Raw genomic sequence first — 17,858 nt, forward strand, 5'->3', positions numbered from 1 at the left:
CTGAAGTAACAGAAGGAAGGTAAGGAAATGGGCCGCTATATCGTCAAACGATTGCTATCAATTATTCCTGTATTTTTATTAGCCACACTGCTCACAACTGGTATGATTCACCTTTCGCCAGTTGACCCGGCTGAGGCATATTTAGCAGCGGCTCATATCCAGCCTACGGATGAAATATTAGCGCAAAAACGAAGTGAATTTGGCTTAGATGAGCCATTTTATATGCAATATCTTCATACCATTGAAAAAGTCATTCATCTTGATTTCGGCCGGTCGTATATGTCCAATCAGCCTGTCGTTGATGAGGTGATGTATCGAATACCGGCGACGATTCAATTGGCACTGACCAGTCTGCTGATCGCTATTTGTGTCAGCATTCCGCTCGGCTTTTTCAGCGGCATGAGGAAAAATGGTGCCGTTGATCATGTGAGCCGGCTCATTTCTTTCTTAGGAGCATCTATCCCAACGTTTGTTTTGGGGTATTTGCTCATCTTCTTTTTTTCAGTGAAGCTCGACCTTTTACCAGTTGAAGGGGTCGGAACATGGGCGCATCTCATCCTGCCGTCGATCACACTGGCAGTCCCTTTAATTGCTACGTATACAAGGCTGTTACGTTCAAGTGTGAGTGAGGCGCTTCAAGAACCTTTCGTTCAATATGCGAGAATGAGAGGATTGAAGGAACAATCGATCATGTTCAAGCATGTGTTCAGAATCGCGATATCGCCGATGCTGACCGGACTTGGGGTGAACCTCGGCAAGCTGTTAACCGGAACCATTATTGTAGAGGCCGTTTTCTCATGGCCGGGGTTTGGCCGCTTTTTTATTGAAGCGATCTTTAACCGTGATTTGCCAGTCATTCAATTTTATGTCCTCATGTCAGCCTGTATTTTTATCTTGAGCAGTTTGATGGTTGACTTGATTCAATTGATCATTGACCCTCGTATTTCTAGAAAGGAAGGCCGCCAGCAATGATGACAAAAGTAAAACATCTTTTCTCTCATCAAAAGATGATCTCGATCTGCGCTCTGCTGCTCGGTCTCCTGCTGATTGTGACAATATGTGCGCCATGGATCGCCCCGCATGATCCGGCAGCTGTCAATCTAGCGATGAAGCTAAAGGGATCTTCGTGGGAGTATCCTCTTGGAACAGATCAATTAGGGCGGTGCAATTTATCTCGTATTTTATATGGTGCGCGTGTTTCGCTCGGCTGTGCGTTATTAATCTTTCTTTCTTCGTTATTCATTGGTTTAATTGTCGGCCTGTTTTCAGGATACAAAGGCGGCTGGATTGATCATGTTTTGATGAGAATCTGTGACGGTGTCATGGCATTTCCAAACCTGGTGCTGATCCTTGGGTTAGTCGGCATTTTCGGTCCGGGACTTTCTCAAGTCGTACTTGCTTTGATGCTTGTGCAATGGGTGTATTATGCCCGCGTCTTCCGAGGGATGGTGCTCAGTTTAAAAGAACAGAACTTTATTGCAGCTGCAAAAATCAGTGGGACCTCGCACTGGAACATCATGAGAAAGCATATGATTCCCAATGTCCTGCCGCCATTAGCAGTCATTGGAACACTCGAAATGGGCTGGGCGATTATGGACATTTCTGCGATGTCTTTCCTCGGATTAGGGGTTCAGCCTCCTATGCCTGAATGGGGAGCAATGATTCATGAAGGGAAATCGTATATTCAAACGAATCCTCAATTGATGCTGTACCCGGGTCTTGTGATCATGACTGTGGTGATTCTGTTTAATTTACTAGGAGAAGCCCTTTCAGAGAAATATGGTATCAAACGCCGTGTGTAAAGGAATGATCAATGTGCAAGAGCCCATTTTACAAATAGAGAACCTGCATGTGCATACGAAAACACCTCAAGGGACAACCCCTCTTATTCAAGAAGTATCGTTTGAAGTAGAGCGCGGTCAAATCCTTGGATTAATTGGTGAGAGCGGCTGCGGGAAAACAGTTACAAGTATGTCGATCTTACGTATGCTTGATCGAAAAACAACTGAAGTCACTGGCAGTATCACATTACAGGGACGAGAATTGATCGGTATAAGTGAAAAGAATATGCGGTCCATTCGAGGCAAAGACATCTCATATATTATGCAAAATCCAATGAACAGTTTTACGCCGGTATGGACAATCGGCCATCAGCTGGTTGAAACCATCCGCCGGCATTCTGCTGTTAGTAAAAAGAAGGCACGAGCACAGGCAATGGATGCTTTAGCGCAAATGAATCTGCCGCAGCCAGACGAACTGTTCAACAAATACCCCTTTGAATTAAGCGGAGGGATGCTGCAGCGTGTCATGATCGCCATGGCTGCCTGTATGCACCCGCCCCTCATCATTGCAGATGAGCCGACAACTGCTTTAGATGTACACAATCAGAAACGGGTGCTTCAGCATCTGAACCAAATTCGTCATAACTATGGAACGGCCATTTTACTCATTACCCACGATCTTGGTGTCATTGCTGAAATGGCAGATCAAGTTGTCGTCATGAAACAAGGAGAAATTGTGGAAAAGGCAGGAGTTCTTGAACTTTTTGAACAACCAAAGCATGATTATACAAAAAAACTATTAGCAGCTCGTCCATCTATCCCAGCTGTTTGCCCGATTTGAGGTGAGAAGGCCCTTGCATTTATTAGAAGTGAAAGCAGTCAGTCATGCATACAACAGCCGGTCGTTTCTAATGAGAAATAAAGGCGCAGCCCCTGTCCTGAAAAGCGTCGATTTGAACATTGAAGAAGGCACTTGCCTTGGACTGCTGGGACAAAGCGGTGCAGGAAAAAGTACACTTGGCCGCATCATACTTGGTTTAGAGAAACCAAGAGCTGGACAGGTTCTTTTTGAAGGTCAGGATGTTTATCGTGCAGATCAGCAAACACGTAAGCATTTTCGCAGGCATGTGCAAGCGGTATTTCAGGATTCCTATTCGGCGGTAAATCCAAGATGGACAGTTGAACAAATTTTATCTGAACCGCTTGAAAACTATGAAACCATGAGCCGAAAGGAACGTAAAAACGTGCTGATTCATTGGTTGGAAAGAGTCGGGCTCAGTGAAAAAGATTTGTCTAAATATCCGCACCAATTCAGCGGCGGCCAGCTGCAAAGGATCAACATTGCTAGAGCTTTATTGCTCCAGCCAAAGCTCATTGTACTTGATGAATCTGTCAGCAGCTTAGACATGGTCACACAGGCTGTCATTTTAGATTTATTAGTAGAATTAAAGAAGGAGCTGGGTGTGGCTTACTTATTTATTACACATGATATGACAGCAGCCTATCACTTAAGTGATCAATTGGCGATTCTTGATCAAGGAAAGCTTGTCGCCCAATTTCAATCAAAGGAAGAATTCTTTTCATCAGAAGAGGAAGCGGTGCGGAAAATGAGAGATGCAATGCTCGCAGACCATCCTTTGTCACGAACGATTGGCAGACCGGTTCGGTAAAGCTTTATTATCAATGCCTCTTTGAGAAGAGGCTATTTTTCATGAAAGGCAGGTGGCGTCGTGAACCATCGAGCGTATTTAGCTTTGGCCATTCCTTTAACGATTTCAACGATGACCACTCCTTTACTTGGAGCTGTTGATACAGCGGTTGTCGGTCAGCTCGCAAATCCTGCTTATATTGGAGGCGTTGCGGTCGGCAGTCTCATTTTCAGTACATTATATTGGCTGTTTGGTTTTTTGCGGGTAAGTACATCTGCTTTTGCCGCCCAGGCAAACGGGGCGCAGAATGAGGAGCAGGGTGTTCTTGCTTTTCTAAGACCTTTTTTCGTCGCCATCATCGTCGGACTTTGTTTTATTGCCCTGCAATGGCCGATTATTCAATCTGCTTTTCTAGTGATCTCTCCTGATGCTGATGTCCGTCAATTTGCCGCAGACTATTTTCATATTCGCATTTGGGGAGCGCCTTTTACTTTAATGAATTATGTCATATTGGGCTGGCTGATGGGGATGGCAAAAATGAAAGAAGCCCTTTCTTTACAAATCTTGATCAATGTCATGAATATGGCGCTTGCATTTCTGCTTGTTCATGTGTTTTCGTTTGCGGTCAAAGGAGTTGCGGCTGCGACATTGATGTCTGAACTAACCGCTTTTGTGTTAGGGGCATGGATCATCATGAAGCATTCGTCAAACGGATTCCAGATGCCTTCCATTAAGAAAATCATGGATACTCACGCAGTGCAGAAAATGTTTCATGTGAATAAAGATTTGTTTATCCGGACGATCTGTCTGCTAGTGGTCATCAACATGTTTACGGCAAAAGGGGCTTCTTTTGGTACGGAGCTGCTGGCAGCTAATGCTATCTTATTTCAAATTCACTACATCATGGCTTATTTGTTCGATGGTTTTGCCAATGCGTCCAGCATCCTTGTTGGGCGGTCAGTTGGTGCAAATGACTGTTCTCTTTATGAAAAAACTTTAACCCTTTCAAGGCAGTGGGCACTTGTTATGGCATGTGTCATTGCGGCGGTTTATTTTCTATTAAAAGAGCCGATATTGAGCCTGTTTACAAATCTCCCTCAGCTGCTTGACGTGACATTACGCTATGCGGACTGGCTTGTACTTTATCCGTTTGCGGCTTGTTTCGGTTTGGTCATTTACGGCGTATTTACAGGTGCGACAGAAATTGCCCCTGTTAGAAATTCGATGCTGTTTGCAATGATTTTGTTTATCGTAGTTCAAACCGTGGTCACGCCCATTTGGCACAATCATGGCCTATGGTTTGCCTTTATCATCTATACTGTAGGGCGGTCTGGCTTTTTAATGATGTATAAATCGAGGCTGGATCAGAAGCTTTTTGCATATGATAAACACCCTTTGTCATCTTGACAAAAGGGTGTTCTTTTTCGTTCATTCGCTTTCTTTTTTCACCTTTTGATAGGCTTCATCAAGATGCTGAATTCGCTTCAATACAACCGCATTTTTGGTCAGCTGGTCTTGAACAAGCGTTGACACCACTGAGCGGTAATAGGCATTCATCGCATGAACTTTGTCTTCATTTTGGTTCATGGCGATGTGCTGTTTCAAGTTGTCGACAAAGTATGGAACGGAAAAAAGTTCAGACATAGAAATCACTCCTATTTCGTATATACGGTCCGTCAATCTTCATGTAAAATGATGAGAGGGAGGGGAGACAATGAGCCTTAAACTGCAACAAGAACAGGTATTAAAGCAGGTGCTCACACAAGAACTCAGGCAGGCCATTACGCTGCTGCAGCTGAATTGCGCAGAGCTCGGCGAGTATCTTGACCAGTTAGCGCTTGAGAACCCTCTGATTGAGCGGAAAGACACGGACAGCTATCAACCAGTTTATCATAAAAAATCACAAGAACGAATGACAGAGCCGTATCGAACGCATCAAAAAGAAAGCCTGCAAATGTTTTTAAAAAGACAGGCGATTGATTTGAATTTAAGTGAAAAGAATCAAAGAATCTTTCATTTTATGATTGAGTCCATTGATTCCAATGGCTATCTAAATGAACCGATCGACGCAATGGCAGCTGTCTTAAAGGTGCCAGCTGAAGAAGTAGAAGCCATCCTTCATCAGCTGCAATCACTAGAGCCTGCCGGGATTGGCGCAAGATCATTGCAGGAATGCATTCTCCTTCAGCTGCGAAGAAAAAAGGAGCGCTGGTATGAAGCTGAGCTGATCATCGAAGAGCATTTCTTTCTTTTTGCCAGAAAGGCTTGGAAGGAAATTGCGGCGAAAACAGGTGTTTCAATGAAAACACTCCAAGCGGTACAAGATGAAGTGTCTCAGCTTGAACCAAGACCAGGCCTTCATTTCTCATCTGATGAAGAGCATGTGTATATCGAGCCTGATGTGACGATTACTGTGGTGCAGGATCACATCACATTTGAGCTAAATCAGCGCGCTTTTCCAGACGTTGAAATGAATGAAGGCTACTTCGCCATGATTCAAGACCAAAAGCGGCACGAAGCATACACGTATTTAAAGGAAAAAGAGCAGCAGTACAATTGGCTTGTCCAAGCGCTGAGGCAAAGAAAGCAAACGATGACTCATGTCGTTCGAGAGATTATCTCACATCAGACGGATTTTTTCCTAACAGGGAAACATAAAATGAAACCGCTTACTATGAAGCGGATCGCAGATATACTGCAAGTCCATGAGTCAACAGTCAGCCGTACTGTAAAAGGGAAAATGGTGCAAACCCCTTATGGTCTCATGGAAATGAAACAATTTTTCCAAGCAAAATTAGAAGGGCATTCGCTAGAAGAGGCGTCCAGCTACACAGTCAAAACGCATATTGCAGAGCTCATTCAAACGGAAAATAAGAAAAAGCCGTATTCAGATCAGCAAATCATGACGCTGCTTCAGCAAACCTTTGGCATCCGCGTGTCGCGCAGAACCATTGCAAAATATCGCGAACAAATGAATCTTCCAGCCTCAACACTAAGGAAGCGCTACGATTAAAAAGAAGTACTTGCCAGAACATGGCACGTGCTTCTTTTTTTGTTGAAAGCAAGGCAGCTCGAAGATTTCTTGAAAATTAAAGAGGGGAGACGTGTGATCTGAAATTTTGGGGTAAAGTATAAGATAGGGCATGAGCCGATAGGGATAGACAACAGTGATGAGGTGAGACCAATTGAAATATAAACAAATCAAAACGAAAAAAATATATGAAGAAATTGCGGATGCATTAATTGAATCCATTCGTACAGGTGAGCTTCTTCCAGGGGAAAAATTAGATTCGGTTCAAGCGCTCTCAGAAAGCTTTCAAGTCAGCCGTTCCGCTGTAAGAGAGGCACTGTCTGCTCTTAAAGCGATCGGATTAATAGAGATGAAGCAAGGGGAAGGCACGTATGTGAAGCAGTTCGATCCTGAGCAGCTCACATTTAGTCTGTCTCCTGCATTTTTGATGAAGCAGCATGATATCACGCAGCTCCTTGAATTAAGAACCATTATTGAGACGGGTGCTGTCAAAAAGGCAGCGCTTTTGCGAACGGACGATGACCTTCATCAGCTGCGTGAGGCACTCGAACAAATGAAACTCGCAGAAGCACATAAAGAAATTGGTGAAGAGGCAGACCTCTCCTTCCATCTTGCTTTAGCCAAAGCCTCAAAGAATGATTTATTAAAGGCGTTAATGAATCAGGTCTCCACCTTGCTGGTAGAAACAATGCGGGAAACGAGAAAAGTCGTCTTGTTTTCAAGGAAAGCCTCCATTCGGCAGCTTTACAAAGAACATGAACACATTTACAAAGCTGTTATGGCAAGACAGCCAGAAGAAGCAGAAAGGGCGATGCTCACGCATTTAAAAAATGTAGAAAAACTGCTGAGTGATGTGAGTCAAGAACCGGCAGGACAGTCAGAACCACAGTAAGCTGTGCCGAATGAGGGCACAGCTCTATTATGAACGAGAAATATGCAGTTTCTTCATGCGATATTGCAGACTTTGCCTGCTCATGCCCAATATCTTTGCAGTCTGTGAAATATTATCGTCCATTTTTTCTAAGTAATGGACGATGTATTGTTTTTCGAATCGTTCCATCTGGGTTTGAAAATCAGTCGTATGTTCTGGGCTTGTATAAATAAACGTGTCAGCTGCTGCGGTATGCTGCAAAGGATTCGTCTGTAATTGCGCTGCAGGACGGCTTTCCCTATGTTGTTTAAATCTAAAATGATATGGAAGGTGATGCATGCTTAAGTAATCCTCATCCATCATCATATTCATCCCCGCTTCAATCACATGCTCCAGTTCCCGTACATTCCCCGGCCAATCATACGCTTGAAAAAGGGCTAGTACCTCTTCATCAGCCGCCTTCACCTCCATTTGAAACAGCTCATTATATTTTTGAATAAAATGACTGACAAACGTAGGAATATCTTCTTTTCGCTCAGAAAGCGGCGGAATAAATAAGGTGACAATACCTAACCGATAAAATAAATCCTTGCGCATGCGTCCGCCTGCGATCGCATCAACAGGGTCCTCATTCATATTAGCAATGACTCTTACATCAACAGCGATTTCTTTTGTGCTGCCTAACCTTCTCACCCGCTTCTCCTGTAATACGCGCAGCAGTTTTGCTTGAAGACCAGGATTTAATGAGTTGATCTCATCAAGCAGAAGTGTACCACCCTGCGCCTGTTCAAATAAACCGGGCTGATCAGTTGCGCCGGTAAAAGCCCCTTTTTGTGTGCCAAAGAGCAGACTTTCAATGAGATTATCAGGCAGTGCCGCGCAATTCTGGGTAATAAATGGTCCAGATGACCGGCTGCTGCCGTTATGAATGCTTTGAGCAAATAGTTCTTTTCCTGTTCCTGTTTCTCCCACAATGAGCACATAGGAAGAGGTGCGTGTTGCTCGTTTTGCATGCTCAATCACCTCTAAAAACGCAGGGCTTTGTCCAATAATGGAATCAAAGGTAAAGCGTGTGCTTCCTTTTTTCTTCATATTGTGGTGAATCAGCCGTTCCAGCTTGGTCACATCATTCGAAATTTCAACCGCTCCTTGGATGAGGCCATCTCGAACGAGCGGGTATGTATGATTAATCGTTGTGATTTCTTTTCCATTGTAATTATGATACGTCTGCTTTGCATGAACGGTTTGTTTCCCAGTGCGCAGCGCTTGGACGAGCGTACTGTGCATTTCGTCTTGGAAGACGAAGAGGTCTAATACATTTTTATGGAGAACATCAGAGCGTTTCAAAGACTCAATCTCCATCATTTTTTTATTATAAACAACAGTATTGCCATTCTCGTCAATTGCATGAACCCCGACATCTATTAAATCGAGCATTTGCTTATACAGATCAATCTCATTTGCCAGCTTTGCAGTATACGAATCTTCTTTCATTGCGGCACCTCCAGACGTTACCTCTATTTTACATGAAAAATTTTGCGGTTTCCTCTAAAAAAATTTGCAGGTGCAAATATATTTTGCATGAATAGCCTTTACAATCAGCGCCATGATGCAGGCAGAAAGTTGGCACAATCCTTGCATATCATATGTGTGTAGATGAACCTAATTTGAAAAAGGCTAGCTTATAGAAGGAGGAATAGACGATGACACAGACAAATGAATTGATTCAACAAACGGAACAATACGGTGCGGCAAACTATCATCCGCTGCCAATTGTGATTTCAGAGGCTGAAGGAGTTTGGGTGACAGACCCTGAAGGCAATCGATATATGGATATGCTGAGTGCGTATTCCGCAGTGAACCAAGGCCATCGCCATCCCCGCATTATTGAGGCGCTCAAAAAACAGGCAGACCGTGTGACACTGACTTCAAGAGCTTTTCACAATGATCAGCTTGGACCATGGTATGAGAAAATTTGTCAACTGACGAATAAAGAGATGGCACTCCCTATGAATACTGGAGCTGAGGCTGTAGAAACAGCTGTAAAAGCAGCACGACGCTGGGGCTATGACGTCAAGGGAATCGAAGACAATCGCGCAGAAATCATTGCGTGCGTCGGAAATTTCCATGGCAGAACGATGACGGCTGTTTCCCTTTCTTCTGAAGCAGAATATCAAAGAGGTTTCGGTCCAATGCTTCCAGGCATCAAACTGATTCCTTACGGAGATATTGAAGCGTTACGTGAAGCCATCACACCACAAACAGCGGCTTTTCTGATTGAGCCTATTCAAGGGGAAGCGGGAATTGTCATGCCGCCAGAGGGCTTCTTGAAGGAAGCGAAGGCGCTTTGTGAACAGGAACATGTGCTGTTCATTGCAGATGAAATTCAGGTCGGATTAGCGCGAACAGGCAAGATGTTTGCATGCGACTGGGAAGACATTGAGCCAGATATGCTGATTCTTGGGAAAGCTTTAGGCGGCGGTGTATTCCCAATCTCGTGTGTAGTAGCAAACCGCGATATATTAGGCGTGTTTAACCCTGGGTCTCACGGCTCTACCTTTGGCGGCAATCCTCTTGCGTGTGCGGTGTCGCTGGCTGCACTAGATGTCTTAATCGACGAAAACCTTGCAGCGCGTTCTATGGAGCTTGGCGAATACTTAAAAGACAAACTGTCTCGCATTCAAAGTCCTGTTATCAAGGAAGTGCGCGGCCGCGGATTATTTATCGGCATGGAGCTGACAGAGGCTGCGAGACCTTATTGTGAGAAGCTGAAACAAGCAGGACTGTTATGTAAGGAAACCCATGAGACCGTCATCCGCTTTGCACCGCCTCTCACTATTTCTAAAGAAGATTTAGACTGGGCGATTGGTCATATTGAAGCATTATTTCAAGCATAAATGTCAAAGGGGGAGAACCATCACTTTCTCCCTTTCTCTTTCCACGAACAGCGAATTTTGTCAAAGGATGATGAATAGAAGAGTGAAAGTGGGGAAGCGGATTTGAAGCAAGAACAGCATAATGAACTAGAACGTTCCATGAAAAGCAGGCATCTCTTTATGATTGCCTTAGGCGGCGTCATTGGTACTGGTCTTTTCCTTGGATCAGGACTCATTATCCATCAGGCTGGACCTGGGGGAGCCATTCTCTCCTTTATCATTGGCGGATTGTTAATGTATTTGGTGATGCTCTGTCTTGGAGAATTAGCAGTGGCGATGCCGACAGCGGGTTCCTTTCAAGAGTATGCAACCAAATATATAGGCCCGTCCACAGGCTTTATGATCGGCTGGCTTTATTGGTTTAGCTGGGCATGTACAATTGGACTGGAGTTTACGTCAGCAGGCATTTTGCTCCAAAGGTGGTTCCCGGATATCCCTGTTTGGCTGTGGTGTCTTGCATTTAGTGTGATTTTATTTGCCGTGAATGCCATCTCAGCTCGCAGCTTCGCTGAAACCGAGTTTTGGTTTTCAGCCATTAAGGTCGCTGCCATCCTATTATTTATTATCATTGGAATTGGCGCAATTTTCGGAATGATTCATCTGAAAGATGGAGAACCAGCCCCTCTATTTCGTCATTTGACGGATCATGGCGGACTATTTCCTAACGGTGTTTTTGCTATTTTATTAACCATGGTCACGGTCAATTTCTCCTTTCAAGGAACAGAACTTGTAGGGATTGCAGCAGGAGAGAGTGAAAGCCCTGAAAAAACATTGCCGCGATCTATACGAAATATTATTTGGAGAACGATGGTCTTCTTCGTTTTATCCATTGCGGTTCTGGCCGCTCTTCTTCCGTGGCAGACAGCAGGCACCGTTGACAGTCCGTTTGTCGTCGTGCTGGACAAGGTCGGCATACCATATGCTGCAGATATCATGAATTTTATCATCATCACAGCCGTCTTATCTGTAGCAAACTCTGGGTTATATGCATCATCGCGTATGCTCTGGGCGCTTTCGAAAGACGGAAAAGGACCCGACTTTACGAAAAAACTGTCCAAGCGTAAAATTCCGATCAATGCATTATTGGTGACAATGGGTGTATCTGCACTATCTCTTCTTACAAGTGTTGTAGCACCAAAAACGGTGTATGTATGGCTCATTTCTATTTCTGGTATGGTCCTTGTTGTGGTGTGGATGTCCATTTGCTTGTCTCAGTATTTCTTTAGAAAACAATTCATAAAGGAGGGCGGAGATGTAAAGGATCTCGTCTTCCGAACACCGCTCTATCCATTTGTTCCATTAGCAGGCTTTATCGCATTTGGCATCGTCCTCATCAGCTTATTTTTTATCGAGGATCAGCGGATCGGCCTTTATTGCGGAATCCCGTTCATGGCCGCCTGCTACATCATTTATTATCTTAAAATCAAACCGAAGGAAGAGGCAAAACAGCTTGGAACCATCACAAAAACATAAGCAGGTCCTGAAAAAAATGTGCATGCTGATATCACCAGCATGCACATTTTCAATCGTCTATTCATTCTATATAAAGGGAAATAAATATTTTGAAAAGAAATATCATCGCAAGAACCTTGATGACAAGCAGGCTTTCGGTGAAAATGTGTCTATTTTTTGTCTAAATGTGTTTCTAAGAGTTGAAAATGCAAGATTATCCTGTTAAAATAATTAAAGAAAGCAGGGATTGATTTTTTTTGGCTGTGGCGGGACGTTTTTTGTCACAGTGGGACGTTTTTAGTCCAACGTGAAAAGAAAGGGTCGTTAGCCATGAATCGTTTATTGGAAGCTCAAAAAAAATTATTGCCAGATCTTCTCATTGTTATGCAAAAACGCTACGACATTTTGCAGTACATCAGATTAGCTGAACCAATTGGCCGCAGAAGTCTTGCGACGAGTCTTGGTCTCAGTGAGCGTATCTTACGCGCTGAAGTTCAGTTTTTAAAAGAACAAAATCTGCTGGATGTCAAAACGAGCGGCATGATGCTGACGAGTGAGGGTCACGCTTTGCTTGAAATGCTTGAAGGAATGATGAAGGACGTTTTAGGTTTAACCTTTTTGGAAAATACACTAAAGAGAAAGTTAGGCCTGGAAGAAGTCATTATCGTTTCTGGTGACAGTGACGAATCCCCGTGGGTGAAGCAAGAAATGGGAAGAGCTGCTGTCCAATGTATGAAAAAAAGGTTTACTGGAAATAATATCGTCGCCGTCACTGGCGGAACGACGATGGAAGCCGTTGCCGAAATGATGACCCCTGATGCTAAAAACCGCGATATGATGTTTGTCCCTGCAAGAGGCGGTCTTGGGGAGAATGTAAAAAATCAGGCAAACACCATTTGTGCCCACATGGCTGAAAAAGCTTCCGGTACTTACAAACTGCTGTTTGTTCCAGGACAGCTGTCAGAAGGTGCATACTCTTCCATTATTGAAGAGCCGTCCGTCAAAGAAGTGCTTCAAACGATTAAATCGTCCACGATGCTCATTCATGGTATTGGTGAAGCAAAAACAATGGCGATGAGACGAAATACACCAGCTGAAGATTTAAAAAAGATTGATGAGCATGACGCAGTGACAGAGGCCTTTGGCTATTACTTTAATCGTGATGGTGAGGTCGTACACAAAGTGCACTCCGTCGGCATGCAGCTAGATGATCTAGAAAGCATTCCACACATCATTGCTGTTGCAGGTGGATCATCAAAGGCGGGGGCGATTGAAGCTTATTTCAAAAAACCACGCCGAACGGTTCTCGTCACAGACGAAGGAGCCGCAAAAGAGTTATTAAGGGAGTCAATTGATCCCTCAATATAAAACATTGTGACCTATAAAAGGAGGAAACATCATGGCAGTAAAAGTCGGTATTAACGGATTTGGACGTATTGGACGTAACGTATTTCGTGCAGCATTAAATAATCCTGAAGTTGAGGTAGTAGCGGTTAACGATCTAACAGATGCTAACATGCTTGCACACCTTTTACAATATGACTCTGTTCACGGAAAACTAGATGCAGAGGTTTCTGTAGACGGTACAAACTTAGTAGTGAACGGTAAAACAATCGAAGTATCAGCTGAGCGTGACCCTGCGAAATTAAGCTGGGGTAAACAAGGCGTAGAAATCGTTGTTGAATCTACTGGATTCTTCACAAAACGTGCAGACGCTGCGAAACACTTAGAAGCTGGCGCTAAAAAAGTCATCATTTCTGCTCCTGCTAACGAAGAAGATATCACAATCGTTATGGGTGTAAACGAAGACAAATACGATGCAGCTAGCCACGATGTCATCTCTAATGCATCTTGTACGACAAACTGCTTAGCTCCATTTGCAAAAGTACTTAACGATAAATTTGGTATCAAACGCGGTATGATGACAACTGTTCACTCATACACAAATGACCAGCAAATTCTTGACCTTCCGCACAAAGACTACCGTCGTGCTCGTGCAGCTGCGGAAAACATCATCCCAACTTCTACAGGTGCTGCGAAAGCTGTTTCACTTGTATTGCCTGAACTTAAAGGTAAATTAAACGGTGGCGCTATGCGTGTTCCAACACCTAACGTTTCTTTAGTTGACCTTGTTGCTGAATTAAACCAAGATGTCACAGCTGAAGACGTAAATGCAGCACTTAAAGAAGCAGCTGAAGGAGAACTTAATGGAATCCTTGGCTACAGTGAAGAGCCATTAGTATCTGGTGACTACAATGGTAATGCAAACTCTTCAACAATCGATGCTCTTTCTACAATGGTGATGGAAGGCAGCATGGTGAAAGTGATCTCTTGGTACGATAACGAGAGTGGATATTCTCACCGCGTTGTTGACCTTGCAGCTTACATTGCAAAACAAGGTCTTTAATTTCTCACACTGAAGGAACTCACTTGGTTCTTTCCTAGAGACACGATATAATGAAGACGGACAAGGGAAGGGGAAGCATCCCTTTCCCTTTTTCTCTGTTTTTATCCGTTCTGCACGATTTCTCGTTTTGATGAGGGCAAAATGGGAAAAGGATAAAGAGAGTCTTGTCCAACGCGTAAGGAAACCAGAATAAAGGAGGATCTCCTGACGAGCATGAATAAGAAATCAGTAAAAGACATTGACGTAAAAGGTAAAGTTGTGTTCTGCCGCGTAGATTTTAACGTTCCAATGAAGGACGGAGAAGTGACGGATGATACTCGTATCCGCGCAGCATTACCAACGATTGAGTATTTAACAGGACAAGGCGCAAAGGTACTGCTAGCTAGTCATTTGGGTCGTCCGAAGGGTCAAGTTACTGAAGAACTGCGTCTGACACCTGTGGCAAAACGTCTGCAAGAGCTTCTTGGAAAAGAAGTGGAAAAAGCAGATGAAGCTTACGGCGACAACGTGAAAAAGCAAATCTCTGACTTAAAAGAAGGAGATGTGCTAGTGCTTGAAAACGTTCGTTTCTATCCTGGTGAAGAAAAGAACGATCCTGAATTATCAAAAGCATTTGCTGATTTAGCCGATGTGTATGTCAATGATGCGTTCGGTGCTGCACACCGTGCACATGCATCGACAGCAGGTATTGCAGCTTATCTTCCGGCTGTTTCAGGCTTCCTCATGCAAAAAGAGCTTGAGGTGTTAGGAAAAGCCATTTCAAATCCTGATCGCCCATTTACAGCGATTATCGGCGGCGCAAAAGTAAAGGATAAAATCGGTGTGATTGAAAGTCTTCTTGATAAAGTAGACAACCTCATCATCGGCGGCGGACTTGCTTACACATTTGTGAAAGCACTTGGCCACGAGGTAGGGAAATCTCTATTAGAAGAAGACAAAGTCGATTTAGCGAAATCCTTTATGGACCGTGCAAAAGAAAAAGGCGTGAACTTCCTGATTCCAACAGATGTTCTGGTAGCCGACGACTTTTCAAATGATGCGAATACAAGCATTGTGCCAATCTCTGAAATTCCAAGTGATCTAGAAGCACTTGATATTGGAACAGAGACAAGAGAAAAGTATGCTGACGTTATTAAAAACAGCAAACTTGTTGTCTGGAACGGGCCAATGGGTGTATTTGAAATCGATGCATTCGCTAAAGGAACAAAAGCAATCGCAGAAGCACTGGCAGAAGCAAAAGATACATATTCTGTCATTGGCGGTGGAGATTCAGCAGCAGCTGTTGAGAAATTTGGTCTTGCCGATCAGATGAGCCATATTTCTACAGGCGGCGGCGCTTCACTTGAATTTATGGAAGGCAAAGAACTTCCTGGTGTTACTGCATTAAACGATAAATAAGACCAAAACTGCTATAAGGAAGTGTCAATCATGAGAAAACCAATTATAGCTGGGAACTGGAAAATGAACAAAACACTTGGCGAAGCAGTCAGCTTCGTTGAAGAAGTTAAGTCATCTATTCCATCTCCTGACAAAGTGGAATCCATTGTCTGTGCGCCAGCTCTTTTCCTTGAAAAGCTAAACAGCCTATCAAACGGAACAGACCTTAAAATTGGTGCACAAAACATGCACTTTGAAGAAAATGGTGCATTCACTGGTGAAATCAGCCCTGCTGCTCTAAAAGATCTAGGCATCGGCTATTCAGTGATTGGGCATTCAGAGCGCCGTGAATTCTTTGCTGAAACAGATGAAACAGTGAACAAAAAAGCACATGCTGCATTCAAGCATGGCATCGTTCCAATTATTTGTGTAGGTGAAACGCTTGAAGAGCGTGAAGCTGGCAAAACAAATGAACTTGTCGCTGATCAAGTGAAGAAAGCACTAGCTGGTTTAACGAAGCAGCAAGTGGCTGAATCTGTGATTGCCTATGAGCCAATCTGGGCTATCGGTACAGGAAAATCTTCTACAGCGAAAGATGCAAACGATGTTTGCGCACACATCCGCCAAACCGTTGCAAGCGAATTTGGTCAAGAAGCGGCAGACAGCCTTCGCATTCAATATGGCGGAAGCGTGAAGCCTGCAAATATTAAAGAATATATGGCAGAATCCGATATTGACGGTGCTTTGGTAGGCGGCGCAAGCTTAGAACCTCAGTCTTTCGTTCAATTATTGGAGGAAGGTCAATATGAGTAAGAAACCAGCAGCATTAATCATCTTAGACGGGTTCGGTTTAAGAGGCGAAACAGTCGGTAACGCTGTCGCACAAGCAAAAAAACCGAACTTTGACCGCTACTGGAACGAATTTCCGCATCAAACCTTAACGGCTTCAGGTGAGGCAGTAGGTCTCCCAGAAGGTCAAATGGGGAACTCTGAAGTGGGGCATTTGAACATCGGTGCAGGACGCATTGTGTATCAAAGCTTAACAAGAGTGAATGTTGCCATTCGTGATGGGGAATTTGAGAAAAACGAAACGTTCCTAGATGCAATGACTTATGCAAAAGAGAATGACAAGGCGCTTCATTTATTTGGTCTCTTGTCAGACGGCGGTGTGCACAGTCACATCCAGCATCTTTTTGCCCTGCTGAAGCTGGCGAAAAAAGAAGGCTTAACAAAAGTATACATTCATGGCTTCTTGGACGGACGTGACGTTGGTCAGAAGACAGCCAAAGTGTACTTAAAACAGCTGGAAGAACAAATCAAAGAAATCGGTGTCGGTGAAGTGGCAACACTTTCTGGACGCTATTACTCAATGGACCGTGACAAACGCTGGGATCGTGTGGAGAAAGCGTACCGCGCGATGGCGTATGGTGAAGGCCCAAGTTATCAAAACATCTATGATGTCGTTGATGACTCCTATGAAAATGGAATCTACGATGAATTCGTTATTCCATCTGTCATTACGAGAGAAAATGGTGAGCCGGTTGCCAAAGTAAACGACGGCGACTCTGTGATTTTCTATAACTTCCGTCCAGACCGTGCCATCCAAATCTCGAACACTTTCACTAATGCAGATTTCCGCTCGTTTGACCGCGGAGAAGCTCATCCGAGGAATTTACACTTCGTCTGCTTCACACACTTCAGTGAAACGGTTGACGGCTATGTTGCCTTCAAACCAGTGAATTTGGATAACACAGTAGGAGAAGTGCTTGCTCAAAACGGATTGAAACAGCTGCGGATTGCTGAAACAGAGAAATATCCTCACGTGACGTTCTTTATGAGCGGTGGCCGTGAAGAAGAATTTCCTGGTGAAGACCGCATCTTAATCAATTCACCAGATGTGGCAACCTATGACCTCAAGCCGGAAATGAGCGCTTATGAGGTAAAGGATGCACTTGTTGCAGACATCAATGCTGACAAGCATGATGCGATCATTCTGAACTTTGCTAACCCGGATATGGTTGGTCATTCAGGTATGCTTGAGCCAACAATCAAAGCTATTGAAGCAGTAGATGAGTGCTTAGGAGCTGTAGTCGACGCAATCCTGGCAAAAGGCGGACATGCCATCATCACGGCAGACCACGGTAACGCAGACGTGCTAATTACCGAAGAAGGAAAGCCGCATACTGCACATACAACGAATCCTGTGCCAGTCATCGTGACGAAAAAAGGTGCGACGCTTAGAGAAGGCGGCATTTTAGCCGATCTATCTCCAACGCTTTTAGACTTACTTGGTCTTGAAAAACCAAAAGAGATGACAGGAACATCATTGATTCAAAAATAACAAATTGATTCAA

The 17,858-nt window shown here is 44.0% G+C and carries 16 protein-coding genes; 14 read left to right on the plus strand and 2 right to left on the minus strand.

Translation table 11 applies throughout. The features are described from left to right. The first annotated feature begins 27 nt into the window (after window positions 1-27). The 5 genes from nikB to AOQ70_RS16935 are packed head-to-tail and all read left to right on the plus strand — an operon-like array spanning window position 28 to window position 4,837. Window positions 28-972: a nickel ABC transporter permease subunit NikB gene (nikB, locus tag AOQ70_RS16915; RefSeq protein ID WP_039181545.1), complete on the plus strand. Its 945-nt coding sequence runs from the start codon at window positions 28-30 to the stop codon at window positions 970-972. Then, entirely contained in the window at window positions 969-1,802 is an 834-nt protein-coding gene (gene nikC, locus AOQ70_RS16920) for a nickel ABC transporter permease subunit NikC (protein ID WP_039181542.1), read from the plus strand. The genes nikB and nikC overlap by 4 nt, the downstream gene beginning before the upstream one ends. A 4-nt stretch (window positions 1,803-1,806) precedes the next feature. After that, the gene (gene nikD, locus AOQ70_RS16925; RefSeq protein WP_180272444.1) at window positions 1,807-2,622 is read left to right on the plus strand and encodes a nickel import ATP-binding protein NikD; all 816 of its coding nucleotides are present in this window, start codon (window positions 1,807-1,809) and stop codon (window positions 2,620-2,622) included. A 13-nt stretch (window positions 2,623-2,635) separates the two neighbouring features. Beyond that, window positions 2,636-3,451, plus strand: a complete 816-nt coding sequence (gene nikE, locus AOQ70_RS16930; protein WP_039181539.1) for a nickel import ATP-binding protein NikE — start codon at window positions 2,636-2,638, stop codon at window positions 3,449-3,451. A 60-nt stretch (window positions 3,452-3,511) separates the two neighbouring features. Continuing rightward, complete coding sequence (locus AOQ70_RS16935) at window positions 3,512-4,837, plus strand: MATE family efflux transporter (RefSeq protein WP_059377567.1); 1,326 nt, start codon at window positions 3,512-3,514, stop codon at window positions 4,835-4,837. A gap of 21 nt (window positions 4,838-4,858) precedes the next feature. Here the strand turns inward: AOQ70_RS16935 and yvfG are convergent, their stop codons facing one another. Continuing rightward, a complete protein-coding gene (yvfG, locus tag AOQ70_RS16940; protein ID WP_024423509.1) occupies window positions 4,859-5,074 on the minus strand; it encodes a protein YvfG in 216 nt (71 codons plus the stop codon). 70 nt (window positions 5,075-5,144) lie between these two features. On the opposite strand from yvfG, the gene rpoN reads away from it, so the two are divergent. Together rpoN and AOQ70_RS16950 are read left to right on the plus strand one after the other, a co-directional pair. Further along, entirely contained in the window at window positions 5,145-6,443 is a 1,299-nt protein-coding gene (gene rpoN, locus AOQ70_RS16945; protein ID WP_039181533.1) for an RNA polymerase factor sigma-54, read from the plus strand. A gap of 172 nt (window positions 6,444-6,615) precedes the next feature. Then, on the plus strand, window positions 6,616-7,353 hold the full coding sequence (locus AOQ70_RS16950) for a FadR/GntR family transcriptional regulator (RefSeq protein WP_058837601.1): 738 nt from the start codon (window positions 6,616-6,618) through the stop codon (window positions 7,351-7,353). A gap of 27 nt (window positions 7,354-7,380) precedes the next feature. Here AOQ70_RS16950 and AOQ70_RS16955 read toward each other — a convergent pair whose 3' ends face one another. Beyond that, window positions 7,381-8,826, minus strand: a complete 1,446-nt coding sequence (locus AOQ70_RS16955; protein WP_059377570.1) for a sigma-54 interaction domain-containing protein — start codon at window positions 8,824-8,826, stop codon at window positions 7,381-7,383. A 209-nt stretch (window positions 8,827-9,035) separates the two neighbouring features. Here AOQ70_RS16955 and AOQ70_RS16960 point away from each other — a divergent pair, with 209 nt between their 5' ends. From AOQ70_RS16960 to gpmI, 7 genes are all read left to right on the plus strand, one after another. Continuing rightward, window positions 9,036-10,229: an ornithine--oxo-acid transaminase gene (locus AOQ70_RS16960; RefSeq protein WP_039181526.1), complete on the plus strand. Its 1,194-nt coding sequence runs from the start codon at window positions 9,036-9,038 to the stop codon at window positions 10,227-10,229. A 138-nt stretch (window positions 10,230-10,367) separates the two neighbouring features. Continuing rightward, entirely contained in the window at window positions 10,368-11,741 is a 1,374-nt protein-coding gene (locus AOQ70_RS16965) for an amino acid permease (protein ID WP_059377608.1), read from the plus strand. Between the two features lie 309 nt (window positions 11,742-12,050). Then, window positions 12,051-13,088 carry a sugar-binding transcriptional regulator gene (locus tag AOQ70_RS16975; protein WP_039181517.1) on the plus strand — a complete coding sequence of 346 codons (1,038 nt, stop codon included), beginning with the start codon at window positions 12,051-12,053 and terminating at the stop codon, window positions 13,086-13,088. A gap of 31 nt (window positions 13,089-13,119) precedes the next feature. Then, entirely contained in the window at window positions 13,120-14,127 is a 1,008-nt protein-coding gene (gene gap / locus AOQ70_RS16980; protein WP_012011304.1) for a type I glyceraldehyde-3-phosphate dehydrogenase, read from the plus strand. Window positions 14,128-14,340: 213 nt separating this feature from the next. Then, entirely contained in the window at window positions 14,341-15,525 is a 1,185-nt protein-coding gene (locus tag AOQ70_RS16985; protein WP_039181514.1) for a phosphoglycerate kinase, read from the plus strand. Between the two features lie 30 nt (window positions 15,526-15,555). Next, on the plus strand, window positions 15,556-16,317 hold the full coding sequence (tpiA, locus tag AOQ70_RS16990; RefSeq protein WP_017359213.1) for a triose-phosphate isomerase: 762 nt from the start codon (window positions 15,556-15,558) through the stop codon (window positions 16,315-16,317). Next, window positions 16,310-17,845 (plus strand): 2,3-bisphosphoglycerate-independent phosphoglycerate mutase, encoded by a 1,536-nt coding sequence (gpmI, locus tag AOQ70_RS16995; protein ID WP_059377572.1) that lies wholly within the window; start codon window positions 16,310-16,312, stop codon window positions 17,843-17,845. Before tpiA ends, gpmI begins: the two co-directional genes overlap by 8 nt. The last annotated feature ends 13 nt before the right edge of the window (window positions 17,846-17,858 follow it).

The sequence above is a fragment of the Bacillus sp. AM 13(2015) genome, from assembly GCF_001518755.1.
Lineage (GTDB): Bacteria > Bacillota > Bacilli > Bacillales > Bacillaceae > Bacillus > Bacillus safensis.

Coding starts and splice junctions, on each gene's coding strand:
- rpoN (WP_039181533.1), top strand. CDS start 5,145: ATGAGCCTTAAACTGCAACAAGAACAGGTATTAAAGCAGGTGCTCACA.
- AOQ70_RS16975 (WP_039181517.1), top strand. CDS start 12,051: ATGAATCGTTTATTGGAAGCTCAAAAAAAATTATTGCCAGATCTTCTC.
- AOQ70_RS16955 (WP_059377570.1), bottom strand. CDS start 8,826: ATGAAAGAAGATTCGTATACTGCAAAGCTGGCAAATGAGATTGATCTG.
- AOQ70_RS16985 (WP_039181514.1), top strand. CDS start 14,341: ATGAATAAGAAATCAGTAAAAGACATTGACGTAAAAGGTAAAGTTGTG.
- AOQ70_RS16960 (WP_039181526.1), top strand. CDS start 9,036: ATGACACAGACAAATGAATTGATTCAACAAACGGAACAATACGGTGCG.
- tpiA (WP_017359213.1), top strand. CDS start 15,556: ATGAGAAAACCAATTATAGCTGGGAACTGGAAAATGAACAAAACACTT.
- nikB (WP_039181545.1), top strand. CDS start 28: ATGGGCCGCTATATCGTCAAACGATTGCTATCAATTATTCCTGTATTT.
- nikC (WP_039181542.1), top strand. CDS start 969: ATGATGACAAAAGTAAAACATCTTTTCTCTCATCAAAAGATGATCTCG.
- nikD (WP_180272444.1), top strand. CDS start 1,807: ATGATCAATGTGCAAGAGCCCATTTTACAAATAGAGAACCTGCATGTG.
- AOQ70_RS16965 (WP_059377608.1), top strand. CDS start 10,368: ATGAAAAGCAGGCATCTCTTTATGATTGCCTTAGGCGGCGTCATTGGT.
- yvfG (WP_024423509.1), bottom strand. CDS start 5,074: ATGTCTGAACTTTTTTCCGTTCCATACTTTGTCGACAACTTGAAACAG.
- gpmI (WP_059377572.1), top strand. CDS start 16,310: ATGAGTAAGAAACCAGCAGCATTAATCATCTTAGACGGGTTCGGTTTA.
- gap (WP_012011304.1), top strand. CDS start 13,120: ATGGCAGTAAAAGTCGGTATTAACGGATTTGGACGTATTGGACGTAAC.